Consider the following 14,939-nt stretch of genomic DNA (forward strand, 5'->3'; position numbering starts at 1 on the left):
GCGAGGACCGGGCCGGGCCTTCGCGCCCCGGTCCGCTCAGTCCGTCGCGGGTCGCAGCGTGCCGAGGAGTTCGCCGAGCCGTGCCGGGATGGGGGTCTTGGTCCCGTCCGGGGCGCGGCAGGCGAAGGTCATGGTGCCGAAGGTGACCAGCTCGTCGCCGCGGCGGAACTCGTGGCCGAGGGTGTACGAAGTGGTGCCGACCTTGCTGCGCACCAGCTCGCAGGTGAGTTCGTCGAACACGTGCACCGGCCGCAGGTAGGTGGCGTCCGAGTGCACGCCGACCGTTCCCGCACCGAGCTGTTCGGCCAGCTCCGCCGAGCGCAGCCCGTGGTGGTGCAGCCAGCTGCTGTAGGTGCGCTCCATCCACGGGTAGTAGATCGCGAAGTAGGCGATGCCGAGCGAGTCGCAATCCCCGTAGGAGAGCTGGAACCGTTGCATCGTCGGCGGCGTCATCGGTTCTCCTCCAGCAGCACGGTCGCGGTGCCGGACAGCACGGTCCGCCCGCCGAGCACGTCGAGCTGCACATCGCAGGTGGCGACCCGGCGGCCCTCCTCATCGGCGACCTCGCGCACCGTCCCCCGCGCGCAAAGGTGGTCACCTGCGAACACGGTGCCGAGGTAGCGCAACCGCACGCCGCGCACCCGGTCCGCGCCGCCCGCCCAACGGCTCAGCATGTCCAGCACGTACGCCTGGTTCAGCGGACCCTGGTTGATCACCCGCTCGCCGAGCCCGAGCGCGCGCACCGCGGATTCGTCGAAGTGGATCGGGTTGGCGTCGCGCATCAGCGCCGACATCGTCTTCATCTTCTCCGCCGAGACCGGGCCGATGCGGTGCTCCGGCAGTTGCTCGCCGGCCTCGGTCACTGCGCCCTCCTCGGGAAGATGATCGAGCTGGTGCAGCTCGCCGCCAGCGCGCCGGAATCCTCGTGCAGGTCGAGCCGGTACTCGACGAGGTCGAAGACACCGGTGCGCGAGCCGCGCTTGCGCCGCGCGGACTCGATCCGGCCGCGGACCCGGTAGGTGCCGCCGACGCGCAGCGGGACGTGGATTTCGGTGCTGGTCTCGCCGGCCATCGGGCCGTCCGACTCGGTGGCGCCGAACATCGCCCACAACTGCTCCCAGGACATGCCCATCGCGGCGGTTCCGGCGAGGAAGACGAACACCGGGCTTCCCGCGCCGTCCTCGGGTGCGGCGAGCGCGCAGTCGTTGACCAGCCGCACCCACCACGGTTCGAAGGTGAACTCGCCGCCGGGCAGTTCGGTGCCGACCAGCCTCGCCAGTTCGGCCTCGTCCGGGCTCAAACCGAACGCTCCCGGTCGGCCCAGTACGGGGTGCGCAGGTCGCGCTTCATCACCTTGCCGGTCGGCGCCTTCGGCAGGCTCGCGACGAAGTCCACCGACTTCGGCTTCTGGTAGGAAGCGAGGTGCTGCTTCGCGGTGGTGATGATGTCCTGCTCGGTGGCTTCGGTGCCGGGTTTGAGCACCACCACGGCTTTGACGTTCTCGCCCCATTCGTCGTCCGGGACCCCGATCACCGCGCACTCCAACACCGCCGGATGCGCGGCGACGGCCTCCTCGACCTGGACGCTGTAGATGTTCTCGCCGCCGGAGATGATCATGTCCTTGGCCCGGTCGACGATGTAGACGTAGTGCTGCTCGTCCCAGGTGGCCACGTCACCGGTCCACATCCAGCCGTTCCGGATGGTCTGCGCGGTCAGCTCCGGCCGGTTCCAGTAGCCGATCATGTTCGCGTCCGAGCGGACCGCGATCTGCCCCGGCGTGCGCCCGTCGCGCGGCACCTCGGCGCCGTACTCGTCGAGCACCCGCAACATCCCGGCGAAACCTTCCCGGCCGCACGAGCGCAGCCGGTGCTCGTTTCGCCCGGCCGCCGCCTCGGCGTGGTCCTCCTGGGACAGGAACGTCATGCCCGGGCCCTCGGTCTGGCCGTAGCCCTGGATCAGCGTGCACGGGAACGAATCCAGCGCCGCCCGCACGATCGACGAGGGCATCGGCCCGCCGCCGTACTGGATGTTGCGCAGGCTGGAGAGGTCGTAGCCGGAGAATCCGGGCACCGCCATCATCCAGTTGAGCATCGTGGTGATGCCCAGGAACGCCGAGACCTTCTCCTGCTCGATGATCCGCAGCGCGCTTTCGGCCTCGAAGTTCATCAGCACCAGCGGGCACCCGTGCCGCAGGTAGTTCATCGAGAGCACGATCGGGATGTGGTACATCTGCCCGGTCAGCAGGTAGACGTCACCGGGCACGATGCGCTCGGCCACCGTCTGGTTCAGCCCGCCCGTCGCCGCGCTGTGGTGGGTGTGCAGCGCGCCCTTGCTGCGTCCGGTGGTGCCGCCGGTGTAGAGGATGAAGAACGGGTCGTTGCCGCCGATGCGGTCGGAGCCTTCGGGCTCGTCGGTGGCCGCCGCGGCCAGCAGCCGCTCGTAGCTGCCGTCACGGGACTCGCCGAACTCCAGCCAGTGCGGCACGTCGCAGTCCCGCTGCAGCTGCTGGGCCTGCTCGGACCACTCGGCCGCGGTCACCACGGCGCGCGGCGCGGCATCCCGGATGAGCTCGGTGAGCTCGCCGGTGGACAGCCGCCAGTTCAGCGGTTGCAGCACCAGCCCCACGCGGCCGCAGGCGAAGTACAGCTCCTGGAACTCCACGCAGTTGCGGGCCAGCACCGCAACCCGGTCACCGTGCTGCAGCCCGAGCCCGCGCAGGCCGTTCGCGGCGCGGCGCACCCGCTCGTCCAGCTCCGCCCAGTTCACCCGCCGCTCGTTCGGCGCGTCGTAGATCGCTTGTGCATCCGGGGTGAGCGCGGCCCACTTCGCCGGGATGAATCCCTGGTTGCTCGTCATGGCCGGCTCAGTAGGGCAGGTCCAGGGCGATGTGCACGGAGTCGAGCCGCCAGCCGTCACCGGTGCTGCGCAGCTCGGTCTCGTACCGGCCCGTGGTCAACACCGTCAGCTGCCCGTCCGCGACGGAGAACAGCGTCAGGTAGGTCCGGGCGGTCGCGGTGTCGCCGCGCTCGTCGAGCACCAGGTTGCTGATCACGTGCTTGCGCTTGTCCTGCTGCGTCTGCGCGGTGTCGCGCATCATCCCGATGATCGCCGCGCGGCCCTCGAACGGGCCGATGAGATCACCGTCGGCGATGCGGATCGTGAGCACCGCGTCCTCGGTGAAGACCTCCTCGAGCAGTGCGAGGTCGCCTTCGTCGTAACCGAGCGCGTACCTGCTCAGCACGTCCTCGATCTCGCCGCGTGCCGTGCCGGTGGACATCGGCGCTCCTTCCACTGGCTGGCTCATTTGACGTTGGCGCCCGCGTCGACCGGGAAGGTCGCGCCGGTGATGTAGCGGGCCTCGTCGCTGGCGAGGAAGGCCACGGCGTTGCTGACGTCGCCGACCTCGGCCCACGGGACCGGCATCGCGTTGAGCGAGCGGTAGCCGGGCATGGCGTTCTCGCGGGTGGGTTCGACCCCCTCGGGCACGAACAGCCCCATCGCGCCTTCGTGCTGGATCATCGGAGTGTCCACATTGGTCGGATGGATGGTGTTCACCCGGATGCCGTGCGGGCCGAGTTCGTTGGCCAGCGTGCGCATCAGCCCGACGATGCCGTGCTTGGCCGCGACGTAGTGCCCGACGTTCTGCAAGCCCTTGAAACCGCCGATCGACGAGGTGAACAGCAGGCAGCCGCCCGCACCGTGCTCGATCATGCCGGGGATCGCGACCTTCGCGGTGTGGAAGACCCCGGTCAGATTGATGTCGATCATGTCCTGCCAGTGCTGGGCGGTCAACTCCCAGGTCGGCGCGAACGACGCGATGCCCGCGTTGGCCAGCACGGTGTGCACCGGACCGAGCTCGGCCACGCCGGCGTCGAAGGCGGCTTGCAGGGCGTCGAAATCGCGGACGTCCGCCTTGCGGGCCACCACCCGGCGGCCCTGTTCGGCGATCAGCCGGGCGGTCTCCTCCAGGTCCTGCTCAGTGGCCATCGCGTAAGCCGCGGTCGCGACGTCCGCGCAGGCATCGACCGCGATGATGTCGGCGCCCTCGGCGGCCAGGCGCACGGCGTGCGATCGTCCCTGCCCCCTGGCCGCACCGGTGATGAAAGCGACCCTGCCAGCCATGCGTTCCGCCACGCTGCCTCCCGCGTTTCGCGCACCGCCTCGGCGGGCGCGGCCGGACTCACTGCACTGTGATGATGGTTATACTGATTTTTCGCCGACTGCGTGTCAACTACCCCGACGCCGCCGAATCCGGGTGCCAGCGCCCGAACGGGCGCGAACGAGAAAGGGGCGGCCGCACGTAGCGGCCGCCCCCGAGGGGAACGGGTCTCAGGCGGTGACGTGGGTGCCGTCGCGGACCGTGCCCACGTACTCCTCGACCAGGTCCTCGAGCGCGACCACCCCGCGCGGCACGCCATCCGCGTCGACCGCGGTGGCCAAGTGGCTGCGCGCCCGGCGCAACGACGCCAGTGCCTGGTCCAGCCGCGCGCTCACCGGCACGTTCGGCAGCTGCCGGACCCGGCTCGGCGCGACCGGCGTGCCCGGGTCCGAGCCCGCCTGGTCGAGCAGGTCCTTGACGTGCAGATAACCCAGCAGCTCACCCGAAGCCGCGCGCACCGGGAACCGGGAAAAGCCGGTCGCGGCGACCGCCTGCTCCACATCGCCCAGCGTCGGGTTCCCCGGCACGCTGGTGACCTCCGGCAGCGGCACCAGCACGTCGGCCACGGTGTTCTCCACCGAGGACAACGTCTGGGCGAGCCTGCGGTGCTCGGACTGCTCCAGCAGCCCCTCCCGGCGCGACTCCACCAGCAGCTCGGCCAGCTCGGCGGAGGTGTAGGCGGTGTCCAGCTCGTCCTTCGGCTGCACCTTCAGCAGCTTGAGCACCGCGTTCGCCATCATGTTGAACAGCGCGATCAGCGGCCGCGCCAGCTTGACGAACCCGACCAGCGCGGGCACCAGCCACAGCGCCAGTCGTTCCGGCTCGGCGATCGCGAGGTTCTTCGGCACCATCTCGCCGACCAGCACGTGCAGCACCACCACGATCGCCAGCGCAATGGTGAACCCGACCGCGTGCACCACCGGTGCGGGCACGTTGAACGGCTCGAACAGCAGCTCCAGGCGGTGCGCCACGGCCGGTTCGCCCAACCGCCCGAGTCCCAGCGAGCACAGCGTGATGCCGAGCTGGGCGCTGGTCAGCATCAGCGAGCCCTCCTGGCTCGCCTTGATCACCGTGCGGGCGCGGCTGACGCCCTGGTCCAGCAGCGCCTCCAACCGGTCCCGGCGCGAGGACAGCAGCGCGAACTCCGCGCCCACGAACAGCGAGTTCAGCAGCAGCAACAAGATCCCGAACAGGATCGCCGCGGTGTCGCTCATCGGACGCCTCCCGCGGTGGTGCCGACCCCGCTGGTGCCGCCTGCGGCGGTCTGCGGCCGGCTCAGCCGCAGCTCGGCGATGCGGTTGCGGTCCATGCCGTTGACCGTCAGGCACCAGTCGCCGACCTCGACGCGGTCACCGGCCTGCGGGATGCGGCCCAGCTTCTCCAGCACCAGCCCGGCGACGGTCTCGTACTCGCCGTCGGGCATCTCGAAGCCGGTGGCCTCCAGGAGCTCGTCGGCGCGCAGCAGGCCGGAGACGATCCAGCTGTCCCGGTCCAGCGGCCGCACCGCGGCGGTCTCCCGGCGGTCGTGCTCGTCGCGCACGTCGCCGATGATCTCTTCGATCACGTCCTCCAGGCTCACCATGCCCGCGGTGCCGCCGTACTCGTCGACCACCAGCGCCAGTTGCAGGCCGGAGCCGCGCAGCCGGTTCAGCAGCGAGTCGCCGTCCAGCGTCTCCGGAACGCTCGGCACCGGCCGTGCCAGCGAGCCGACCCGGGTCGTGTCGCGCCTGTCCACGGGCACTCCGAACGCCTGCTTGACGTGCACCACGCCGTGCACGTCGTCCAGATCGCCGCCGTGCACGGGGAATCGGGAGAAACCGGTGCGCCGCGCCAGCGCCAGCAGCTCCTGCACGCCTGCTTCGGCGGGCAGCGACTCCACCTGCACGCGAGGCGTCATCAGCTCCTCGGCGGTGCGGTCGCCGAAGCGCAGCGACCGGTCCATCAGCGTGGCGGTGGACTGGTCGAGGGTTCCGTGCTCGGCGCTGGTGCGCACGATCGAACCGAGCTCGTCGGCGGAGCGCGCCGAGCGCAGTTCCTCCTGGGGTTCGATGCCGAAGCGGCGCACCACCCAGTTCGCGCTGTTGTTCATCGCATCGATCAGCCAGCGGAACACCTGGGAGAAGCGGCGGTGGTAGCCGGACACCGCCCGCGCCGCCGACAGCGGCCGGGTGATCGCGAGGTTCTTCGGCACCATCTCGCCGAAGACCATCGACAGCGTCGTGGCCAGCAGGATCGCCAGGACCAGCGAGAGCACGGTGGAAACCGCGCCCGGCATGCCGGTGGCCAGCAGCAGCGGGCGCAGCAGCTCACCGATCAGCGGCTCGGCCACGTAACCGGTGATCAGCGTGGTCAGCGTGATCGCGACCTGGGCGCCGGAGAGCTGGAACGACAGCGTGCGGTGCGCGCGCTGCACGGCCTTCGCCCGCCGGTCGCCGACCTCGTTGACGTGCGCGTCAACGGTGCTGCGCTCCAGCGAGGTCAGCGAGAACTCGGCCGTGACCGCCAGCGCGGTGCCCAGGGTGAGCACGGCGACGAAAAGCAGGCCGAGGATCGAGAGCAGAATGCTCAACGTGGTTCACCCCCGCCGAAGGGGGGCGCTGCGGCGCGGACGCCGGATGCGGACGGCCCGCCGAACCATGTGCGGGAGCGGGGTTCCGCGGAGCGCGGCCGTGCGGCTGCGCAGGAACAGGTCGGGGAGCCGGGACTTCGACCCGGCTCGGTACTGCCGTCAGGGGACTCAGCCTGGGGCACCGAAGGTGTCACCTCTCGCGAATATCAGGCGTGCTCGCCGGATGTCGGTGAAACGGGAGAAATACGACGCCAGTATATCCGGATGGAGTAGCGGGAGGCAGCGCCTCGTGATCACGGCGACGTCCCGGCCGCGCCGCGACCGGCGGCGCACCGGGCGGGCTGAACCATCGGCGGCGTGTCCCGTGACCTAGCGTGCCCGGGTGGCGATGGGCGGGTCGGGGAGCGCCATCCGGACTTTTGTGAAAATTCACTCACGTTTCGGTTGGTCCACGCCAATCGGCGCAGGTATAGCCTGCCGCAAAATCACAGCAGCCGGACCCAGGCAGAAAGGACGTGATCGTGGCTGACAACACGGTCGCGGATGCCCCGCAGCGCGGCTTCTTCGGCCAGCCGCGCGGGTTGTCCACGCTCTTCTTCACCGAGATGTGGGAGCGCTTCTCCTACTACGGGATGCGGGGCATCCTCGCCCTGTACCTGATGACCGAGGTGAGCAAGGGCGGTCTGGGGCTGCCGGAAGGGACCGCCACCTCGACGGTCCAGGCCTACGGCGCCTCGGTGTACCTCACCGGCGTCGCGGGCGGCTGGCTCGCCGACCGGTTGCTGGGCGCGCGGCACTCGGTGTTCTACGGCGGCGTGCTGATCATGTTCGGGCACATCGGGATGGCCCTGCCCGGCGGCTTGACCAGCGCCGGGCTCGGCATCGTGCTGATCATCGCCGGCTCCGGGCTGCTGAAGCCGAACGTCTCCAAGATGGTCGGCGACCTCTACAGCGCGCAGGACCAGCGCCGGGACGCCGGGTTCTCGGTGTTCTACATGGGCATCAACCTCGGCGGCTTCTTCGGTCCGCTGATCGCCGGGTTCCTGCAGAGCGAGATCGGCTTCCACTGGGGCTTCGGCGCGGCGGCCGTCGGCATGGCGCTGGGCCTGATCCAGTACGTGCTCGGCAGGCGCAACCTCGGCACGGTCAGCGACCACCCCGGCAACCCGCTGCCCGAGGGGCAGAAGGGCCGCGTGCTCACCCGCGCCATCGGCATCGCGGTGCTTTTCGTGGTGGTGCTGGGCGGTCTGGTGGCCACCGGCTCGATCGGCCTGGGCGGGCTGGTCAACGTGGTCTCGGTGATCTCCGCGGTGCTGCCGGTCGTGTACTTCGCGGTGATGCTCAGCAGTAAGCAGATCACCAAGGTGGAGCGGGACCGGCTGATCGCCTACATTCCGCTGTTCCTGGCCACCGCGCTGTTCTTCCTGCTGTTCGAGCAGCAGGCCAGCACGCTGGTACGGGTGACGGAGGAGGACACCGCGCACTCCGTGCTCGGCTGGGAGTTCCCGGTCGCCTGGTTCCAGTCGATCAACTCGCTGGCGATCATCACCCTGGCGCCGGTCTTCGCCGCGCTGTGGCTCAAGCTGGGTTCGCGCCAGCCCAGCACGCCCGCGAAGTTCGTCGGCGGTGTCGTGTTCGTCGGGCTCGGATTCCTGTGGGTGGTGCTGTCCGGGTTCGTGGTGAACTCCGACGGCCAGCAGCTGGCGATCATGGTCGCGCTGGTGTTCGTCATCCTCACCATCGGTGAGCTGATGCTCTCGCCGGTCGGGCTCTCCGCCTCGACGAAGCTGGCGCCCGCGGCGTTCTCCTCGCAGACGCTGGGGCTGTACTTCCTGGCGCCTGCGCTGGGCCAGGGGCTCGGTGCGCAGGTGGTGAAGCTGTACTCGCCGGAGAACCAGGCGCTGTACTTCGGCGTGATCGGCGTGCTCACGATCGCCTGCGGCGGCTTGCTCGCGGTGTCGGTGCCGTGGGTGCGCCGGATGATGCACGGGGTGCCGTGATCGGCTGCGGCCGGAGCGGTTGATGCGGTTCGGGCAGCCGGCACTTCAGCAGGCGCGGGTGCCGGCTGCCCGGGCAGCGGCCCAACCGATGGCGGCCCGAACCGATAGCGCCGCTGCTGCTCACGGCGCAGCAGCTTGGCCCCGTCGCGGCGTCGTGAGCGGCGCGGCCCCGGGGCGTCAGCCGCGGGTGACCTGCGGGGCGCTGATCTCGCCGCGCACGTCGTCGAGCAGCGAGGCAAGCCGGTCCAGCACGCTCAGCGCGCGGTGCAGCGATGTCGGGTCCTGCGGCAGCGACTCCGCCAGGTCCCGCAGGTCCTCGGCCCACTTGCGGGCCGACTCGCGGGCGGTTTCGAACGACTGCCCGGCCTCGTCGGTCAACGCCTCGGCGGTCTCGGCCAGCGCCCACAGCAGCTCGGCCAGCCGTTGCCGGGTGTCCTCGTCGACCATCTCGGCCGCCTGCGGCAGCGCCACCGCGAGGTTGCGGGCCGCGTACGCGCATCCGCTGAGCATCGTCATCGACCGGTCCAGGCTGCTGCGCCGGGTGGACACCCGGTAGTTGACCAGCGGGCGAGCGCTCGACAACGCCTGGTGCAGCGCGTCGTCGACCTCCCGCACGTCTTCGCGCAGCACGCCACCGGCGTTGCCGCTGCTGACGTCGGTGCCTGCCGAGCGCAGGAAATCGCGCAGCGCCAGCAGGAACTTGTCCACGTTCTGGCGCACCAGCCGACGGGTGCGGGTGGGCAGCACGAACACGGCGGCCAGCACCCCGGCCACCGCCCCGACCGCGGTCTCGGCCAGCCGCAGACCCAGCGTGGAGGTGTTGAACGTGCCGAGGATGCCGTAGAGCGCGCCGAGCATCGTGGTGATGAAGAAGGTCAGCCCCGCGTACGACACGCCCGCCAGGTAGAACGCGAGGAAGACGCAGCACAGGATCATGATCAGCTCGGCGGTGGTGTCCCCGGTGATCCGCGAGGCCAGCAGCACCCCGGCGATCACGCCCAGCAGCGTGCCCGCGGTGCGCTGCCACGCCCGCACCAGCAGCTCGCCGCGGCTGCGGGCGCTGATGAACACCACGAACGCGGTGATCACCGCCCAGTACCAGCGGTTCGGGGAGATCAGCTGACCCGCCACGATCGCGATCCCGGCAGCGCAGGTGGCCTGCACGGCCGCGCGCACCTCGGGCCGTTGCAAGCCGGTCTCGGTCGGCTCTTCGGCGCTGGATTCGTCCTTCTCGCCATCGTCGCCGGTGCGCGGTCCGACCCGGCCGAGGTCTTCGTTGGCTGCGGTCAGATCGGCCAGCGCGGCGCCGAACCGCCGGATCGCCATCGCCAGCTGTGCGGCGCCGGGTCGCCGGGCCGCAGCGGCTTCCGCTGCATCCGGAGGATCCGGCGGCTGCTGCGGCGGAGTTGATCGCGTGGCCGGGACGGCCGAGTCGAGCGATCCCGAGATCCGCAGCAGCGACCGTCCGCGCGTGCGCGGGTCGTGCGGGGTCATCGGCGCCGGGGCCTGATCCGACGAGTAAGCCGCGCCGGAGTGCGCCGGGGAGCCCGCGCCGGAGTGCGCCGCCGCGGGCCGGGTCGACCAGGCTCCGCCGGTGCCGACACCTTCCCGCTCGATGCGGTCGGCCAGGCTCCGCGCGGCCGCCCGAACCTCGGAGGGATCGCTCTGCACCAGCGCGAGCAGCCCCGCGATCGCGTGCGACACAGCACCACCACCGCTGGGGTGGTCCAGCACGCGCATCAGCGGTGTGAGCGTGTTCTCCGCGGCGAGTTCCACCGCCAGCAGCCGCCGGCGCAGCAGCTCACGGCCTTGCTCGTCGAGCCCGGGCAGCTCGGCGACGTTGTTCTCCAGCATCAGCGCCGTCTCGTTCAACCGCACCGAGCGGTGTTGCAACCGCCTGCGGTGCCGCTGCACGTCCGGGTTCTGCGCCACGTCGCGGACGTCGTGCAGCAGCCCGTGCACCTGCGCTCGCAACGTTCGCCGACCCCGTTCGAGCACGCCGCGCGGGTTGTCGCGCAACACGACGAACCGCATCAGGTAGGCGCTGAGCGCACCGGAGACCACCGCCAGCGCCAGCGCGGGCAGCTGCGGCAGCTGCGGACGCACGAACATGGCGAAGAAGTAGCCCATGAACGCGACCATCCCGAAGGCGAAGTAGCGCGAGCCGAACCGCCGGATGTAGGTCGCGACGAACACGACGGGCAGGAACAGCCCCACGTGCAGCAACGGCAGGCTGGTGGTGCTGGTCGCCAGCGCCAGCGAGATCATCGCGGGGATCGGCATGAGCAGCGTGGTCAGCTTGCGCTCGGCCTCGGTGTCGTCGTTGACCGCGGTGCAGGAGTTGATCGCCACCACCGCGGAGACCATCCCGACCGGAATGGGCTGCTGCCACAGCAGCAGCAACGGGAGCACCACCAGCAGGGTGAGTCCGGTGGCGGCCGTGACGCGCACGGCGTTGCGCAACCGGCGCAACGCGGGATCGGAGGCGAGGAAGCGGTTCCACCACTCGCTGATCATGCCCGCGCGCGCTCCTTTCCGTCCGCTCCCGGTGCGACCTTACGCCGCGCGCGGTGCCAACGGCCCGCTTGCCGCAGGCGGCGGCGCCGGGGTGGCCCGTCGACCGAGGTGGCCGAACGGTCGAGCCGGCCCGTCGATCGAGGTCGCCAGCCGCTCGCTACGGCTCAGTGCGCCCGGTGCCGCCGCACGCTCTCCTCGACCACGTCCAGCACCGGCCCCAGGTCGTCGGCGGGCAGCCCCATCGCCAGGTGCGAGACCAGCCCTTCCAGCACCAGTTCCAGGTAGGCGGTGAGCACGTCGACGTCGACGTCGTCGCGCAGGTTGCCGGAGTCGCGCTGCCACTGCAGCCGGGCCTTGGTGGCCGCGGTGAGCTGCTCCGAGCGCTGCGCCCACCGGGTGCGGAAATCGGTGTCGGTGCGCAGCCGCCGGGACACCTCCAGCCGGGTGCCGAGCCATTCGGCCTCCGGCTCGGCCCCGCCTCCGGGGGTGCGGTCGGCGAGCAGATCGCGCATCACCTGCACCAGGCCCTGCTCGGCGACGACGTCGGCCATCCGGGAGGCGTCGTCCTCGGCCAGCGCCAGGAACAGCGACTCCTTGTCCTTGAAGTGGTGGAAGATCGCGCCGCGGGACAGCGCGGTGGCGTCTTCCAGCCGGCGCACCGTGGCACCCTCGTAGCCGTGCCGCGCGAAGCAGCTCCGGGCGCCGTCGAGGATCTGGCGGCGCCTGGCCTGGAGGTGATCCTGACTGACCCTGGGCATCCATTGATCGTGGCAGCTCGGTGGTGCGGAATGCAATCAGTACGTACGTATTGTTGGCAAGCCGCACCCCGGTGCGGAAGTATCGCGCACGGACATCGCACGTCCGCACGACACCGCGCGAACGCCCCTCGTGGCCGATCGCCGCGCTGGCCGGAACCCGCTCGGCAGCGGACGGGTGCGGCCGGACATGGGCGCCGGTAGCGTCGGTGGCCGACCCACTACAGGTGGTGACCTGCATGACCGTGTCGATCGACCCGCAGACCGGCGCTCATCCGTCCGCCGAGGTTCCCAACTCCCGCATCCGGACACGGGCCGACGCCGAGGCCTACGTCGCGTCGGTGTGCTTCAAGCACGGGCCTCCGCGACTGCTCGGCGTCGAGCTCGAATGGACCGTCCACCACGCCGACGATCCGCGCAGGCCACTCGACGCCGACGCGCTGATCCGCGCACTCGGCCCGCACGCTCCCAACTCCCTGGTCCCGGACTCCCCGCAGCGCCCGTTGCCGAACGGTTCCGCGCTCACCGTCGAACCCGGTGGCCAGGTCGAGGTCTCCAGCCTTCCCGCGCATTCGATGCATTCCCTGTTCGACACCGTCGCCGCCGACGCGGAGCACGTCCGCCGCAGGCTCGCCGGCGCCGACCTGGTTCTGGGGGAACAGGGCACCGATCCTTGGCGCACTCCGCACCGGCTGCTGAACGTGCCGCGCTACGCGGCGATGGAGTGCGCGTTCGACCGCATCGGGATCGGCGGGCGGCTGATGATGTGCAGCACCGCGGGCGTGCAGGTGTGCGTGGACGCCGGCGAGCCGCACCGGGTGGCGGCGCGCTGGGCCGCGTTGCACGCGCTCGGCCCGGTGTTCATCGCGGCCTTCGCGAACTCGCCCCGGCTGTTCGGCGAGCCGACCGGGTGGGCCTCGGCGCGGACCCGGTCGCTGCTGCGCACCGACGCGCCGCGGATGCGGCCCGGTCCGGCCACCGCCGATCCGGCCGCGGATTGGGCGCGGCGGGTGCTCGACACCGCGCTGCTGTGCCTGCGCCGCGACGGGGAGGACTGGCGGGTGCCGGGCGGGGTGACCTTCGCCGAGTGGATCGGCGGGGCGCTGCCCAGCCCGCCGACGACGGACGACCTGGACTACCACCTGACCACGATCTTCCCGCCGGTGCGCCCGCGCGGGTACTTCGAGGTGCGCTACCTGGACACGCAGGGCGGGGACGGCTGGATGCTGCCCGCCGCCGCGCTGTTCGCGCTGTTCGCCGACGAGTCCACGGTGGACGAGGTGGTGGAGCTGGCCGCTCCCGCCGCGGGCCGGTGGGTCGACGCCGCCCGTTGCGGGCTGCAGGATCCGGTGCTGGCCCGCACCGCCGCGGACGTGCTGGCGCTGGCCGCCCGCCGGCTCGACGGGACGCACCCGCAGCTGGCAGGACGCCTCGCCGAGACCGTGGCAGGCCGCCTGGCCGCGGTCGGCGCTTCGAGCTGAACCCGCGCGTTTGGAATCCCGCGCGCCGGGGCAGCGAACAGAAGGGCCTTGGCGCGTTCCCGCGAAACCCTGGAGGTGATCCGGTGAGCACCGAGCCGCCGACCGAACGCCCTGCGAGCAGGGGAAACCTGGCCGAGCTGGGTATCGAGCGACTGCGTTCCCGCGCGGCCGAAGACCTCGTCCGCACCCGTGAGCGCAGCGCCGTGCTCACCGACAGCGTGGACGACGACGACCTCGTCCAGCAGCACTCGCCGCTGATGTCGCCGCTGGTGTGGGACCTCGCGCACATCGGCAGTCAGGAGGAGATCTGGCTGGTGCGCGACGTCGGCGGGCGCGAGGCGGTCCGCCCGGACATCGACGACCTCTACGACGCGTTCCAGCACCCGCGTTCGGACCGCCCGCAGCTGCCGCTGCTCGGCCCGTCCGAAGCGCGCTCCTACGTGGGAACCGTGCGGGACAAGGTGCTGGACCTGCTCGACAGCACGCCGCTGGAGGGCCGCAGGCTGGTGGACCGGGCGTTCGCCTTCGGCATGATCGTGCAGCACGAGCAGCAGCACGACGAGACGATGCTGGCGACTCATCAGCTGCGCAAGGGCGCCCCGGTGCTCACCGACGTGCAGCCGCCGTCGGCGTCCGAAGTGGACGGTCTGGCGCCGGAGGTCTTCGTGCCCGGCGGACCGTTCGTGATGGGCACCTCCACCGAGCCGTGGGCGCTGGACAACGAGCGGCCCGCGCACCGGGTGCACGTGGACGACTTCGCCATCGACAGCACACCGGTCACCAACGCCGCGTTCATGCGGTTCATCGAAGCCGGCGGGTACGAGCAGCCGCGCTGGTGGAGCGAGGACGGCTGGGCCTTCCGGCAGCGCGCCGAGCTGTCCGCGCCGCGGTTCTGGCGGCGCGACGGCGATCGCTGGATGCGCCGCCGCTTCGGGCACGTCGAACCGGTGCCGGGTGACGAGCCGGTCATGCACGTCAGCTTCCACGAAGCCGAGGCGTACGCGCGCTGGGCGGGCAAACGGCTGCCGACCGAGCAGGAGTGGGAGAAGGCGGCCCGGTACGACCCGCGCAGCGGCCGCTCGCTGCGCTACCCGTGGGGCGATGAGGACCCGTCGCCGGAGCACGCCAACCTCAACCAGCGGCACCTGCGGCCCGCACCCGCCGGGGCGTATCCGCGCGGCGAAGCGCCTTGCGGCGCGCGGCAGCTGATCGGCGACGTGTGGGAGTGGACGGCGACGGACTTCCTGCCGTACCCGGGTTTCAACGCCTTCCCGTACCGGGAGTACTCCGAGGTGTTCTTCGGCCCGGACTACAAGGTGCTGCGCGGCGGCTCGTTCGGCACCGACGAGGCCGCCTGCCGCGGGACGTTCCGCAACTGGGACTTCCCGATCCGGCGGCAGATCTTCACCGGATTCCGCTGCGCGCGCACGCCGCGCGCGGGCGAGTTCGGCTGACCCG

At 71.1% G+C, this 14,939-nt stretch carries 13 protein-coding genes; 3 read left to right on the plus strand and 10 right to left on the minus strand.

Annotated elements, in window-relative coordinates:
• Positions 1–36 precede the first annotated feature (36 nt).
• The 8 genes from V1457_RS19790 to V1457_RS19825 all read right to left on the minus strand — a co-directional run bounded on the left by V1457_RS19790 (position 37) and on the right by V1457_RS19825 (position 6,728).
• Positions 37–453 carry a thioesterase family protein gene (locus V1457_RS19790; protein ID WP_295142272.1) on the minus strand — a complete coding sequence of 139 codons (417 nt, stop codon included), beginning with the start codon at positions 451–453 and terminating at the stop codon, positions 37–39.
• Positions 450–863: a MaoC family dehydratase gene (locus V1457_RS19795; RefSeq protein ID WP_338596042.1), complete on the minus strand. Its 414-nt coding sequence runs from the start codon at positions 861–863 to the stop codon at positions 450–452. Before V1457_RS19795 ends, V1457_RS19790 begins: the two co-directional genes overlap by 4 nt.
• Positions 860–1,300 (minus strand): hypothetical protein, encoded by a 441-nt coding sequence (locus V1457_RS19800; protein WP_200070727.1) that lies wholly within the window; start codon positions 1,298–1,300, stop codon positions 860–862. Before V1457_RS19800 ends, V1457_RS19795 begins: the two co-directional genes overlap by 4 nt.
• Entirely contained in the window at positions 1,297–2,856 is a 1,560-nt protein-coding gene (locus tag V1457_RS19805; protein ID WP_338596044.1) for an AMP-binding protein, read from the minus strand. Before V1457_RS19805 ends, V1457_RS19800 begins: the two co-directional genes overlap by 4 nt.
• A 7-nt stretch (positions 2,857–2,863) precedes the next feature.
• On the minus strand, positions 2,864–3,277 hold the full coding sequence (locus tag V1457_RS19810; protein WP_338596045.1) for a nuclear transport factor 2 family protein: 414 nt from the start codon (positions 3,275–3,277) through the stop codon (positions 2,864–2,866).
• A 23-nt stretch (positions 3,278–3,300) separates the two neighbouring features.
• Positions 3,301–4,134, minus strand: a complete 834-nt coding sequence (locus V1457_RS19815) for a mycofactocin-coupled SDR family oxidoreductase (protein ID WP_338596046.1) — start codon at positions 4,132–4,134, stop codon at positions 3,301–3,303.
• A gap of 195 nt (positions 4,135–4,329) precedes the next feature.
• The gene (locus V1457_RS19820; RefSeq protein ID WP_200070723.1) at positions 4,330–5,373 is read right to left on the minus strand and encodes a hemolysin family protein; all 1,044 of its coding nucleotides are present in this window, start codon (positions 5,371–5,373) and stop codon (positions 4,330–4,332) included.
• A complete protein-coding gene (locus tag V1457_RS19825) occupies positions 5,370–6,728 on the minus strand; it encodes a hemolysin family protein (RefSeq protein ID WP_200070722.1) in 1,359 nt (452 codons plus the stop codon). The genes V1457_RS19820 and V1457_RS19825 overlap by 4 nt, the downstream gene beginning before the upstream one ends.
• A gap of 521 nt (positions 6,729–7,249) precedes the next feature.
• Here V1457_RS19825 and V1457_RS19830 point away from each other — a divergent pair.
• Entirely contained in the window at positions 7,250–8,728 is a 1,479-nt protein-coding gene (locus V1457_RS19830) for a peptide MFS transporter (protein ID WP_338596047.1), read from the plus strand.
• Between the two features lie 177 nt (positions 8,729–8,905).
• Here V1457_RS19830 and V1457_RS19835 read toward each other — a convergent pair whose 3' ends face one another.
• Both V1457_RS19835 and V1457_RS19840 read right to left on the minus strand, forming a co-directional pair.
• A complete protein-coding gene (locus tag V1457_RS19835) occupies positions 8,906–11,245 on the minus strand; it encodes an FUSC family protein (RefSeq protein WP_338596048.1) in 2,340 nt (779 codons plus the stop codon).
• Between the two features lie 164 nt (positions 11,246–11,409).
• Positions 11,410–12,003: a TetR/AcrR family transcriptional regulator gene (locus V1457_RS19840; RefSeq protein ID WP_200070721.1), complete on the minus strand. Its 594-nt coding sequence runs from the start codon at positions 12,001–12,003 to the stop codon at positions 11,410–11,412.
• Between the two features lie 236 nt (positions 12,004–12,239).
• Between V1457_RS19840 and egtA the strand changes: the two genes are divergently transcribed.
• Positions 12,240–13,481 carry an ergothioneine biosynthesis glutamate--cysteine ligase EgtA gene (gene egtA, locus V1457_RS19845; RefSeq protein ID WP_200070720.1) on the plus strand — a complete coding sequence of 414 codons (1,242 nt, stop codon included), beginning with the start codon at positions 12,240–12,242 and terminating at the stop codon, positions 13,479–13,481.
• 83 nt (positions 13,482–13,564) lie between these two features.
• Positions 13,565–14,935, plus strand: coding sequence for an ergothioneine biosynthesis protein EgtB (gene egtB / locus V1457_RS19850; protein WP_338596049.1), 1,371 nt, complete (start codon positions 13,565–13,567; stop codon positions 14,933–14,935).
• Positions 14,936–14,939 lie beyond the last annotated feature (4 nt).

The sequence above is a fragment of the Saccharopolyspora sp. SCSIO 74807 genome, assembly GCF_037023755.1.
In the GTDB taxonomy this organism is placed as follows: Bacteria; Actinomycetota; Actinomycetes; order Mycobacteriales; family Pseudonocardiaceae; genus Saccharopolyspora_C; species Saccharopolyspora_C galaxeae.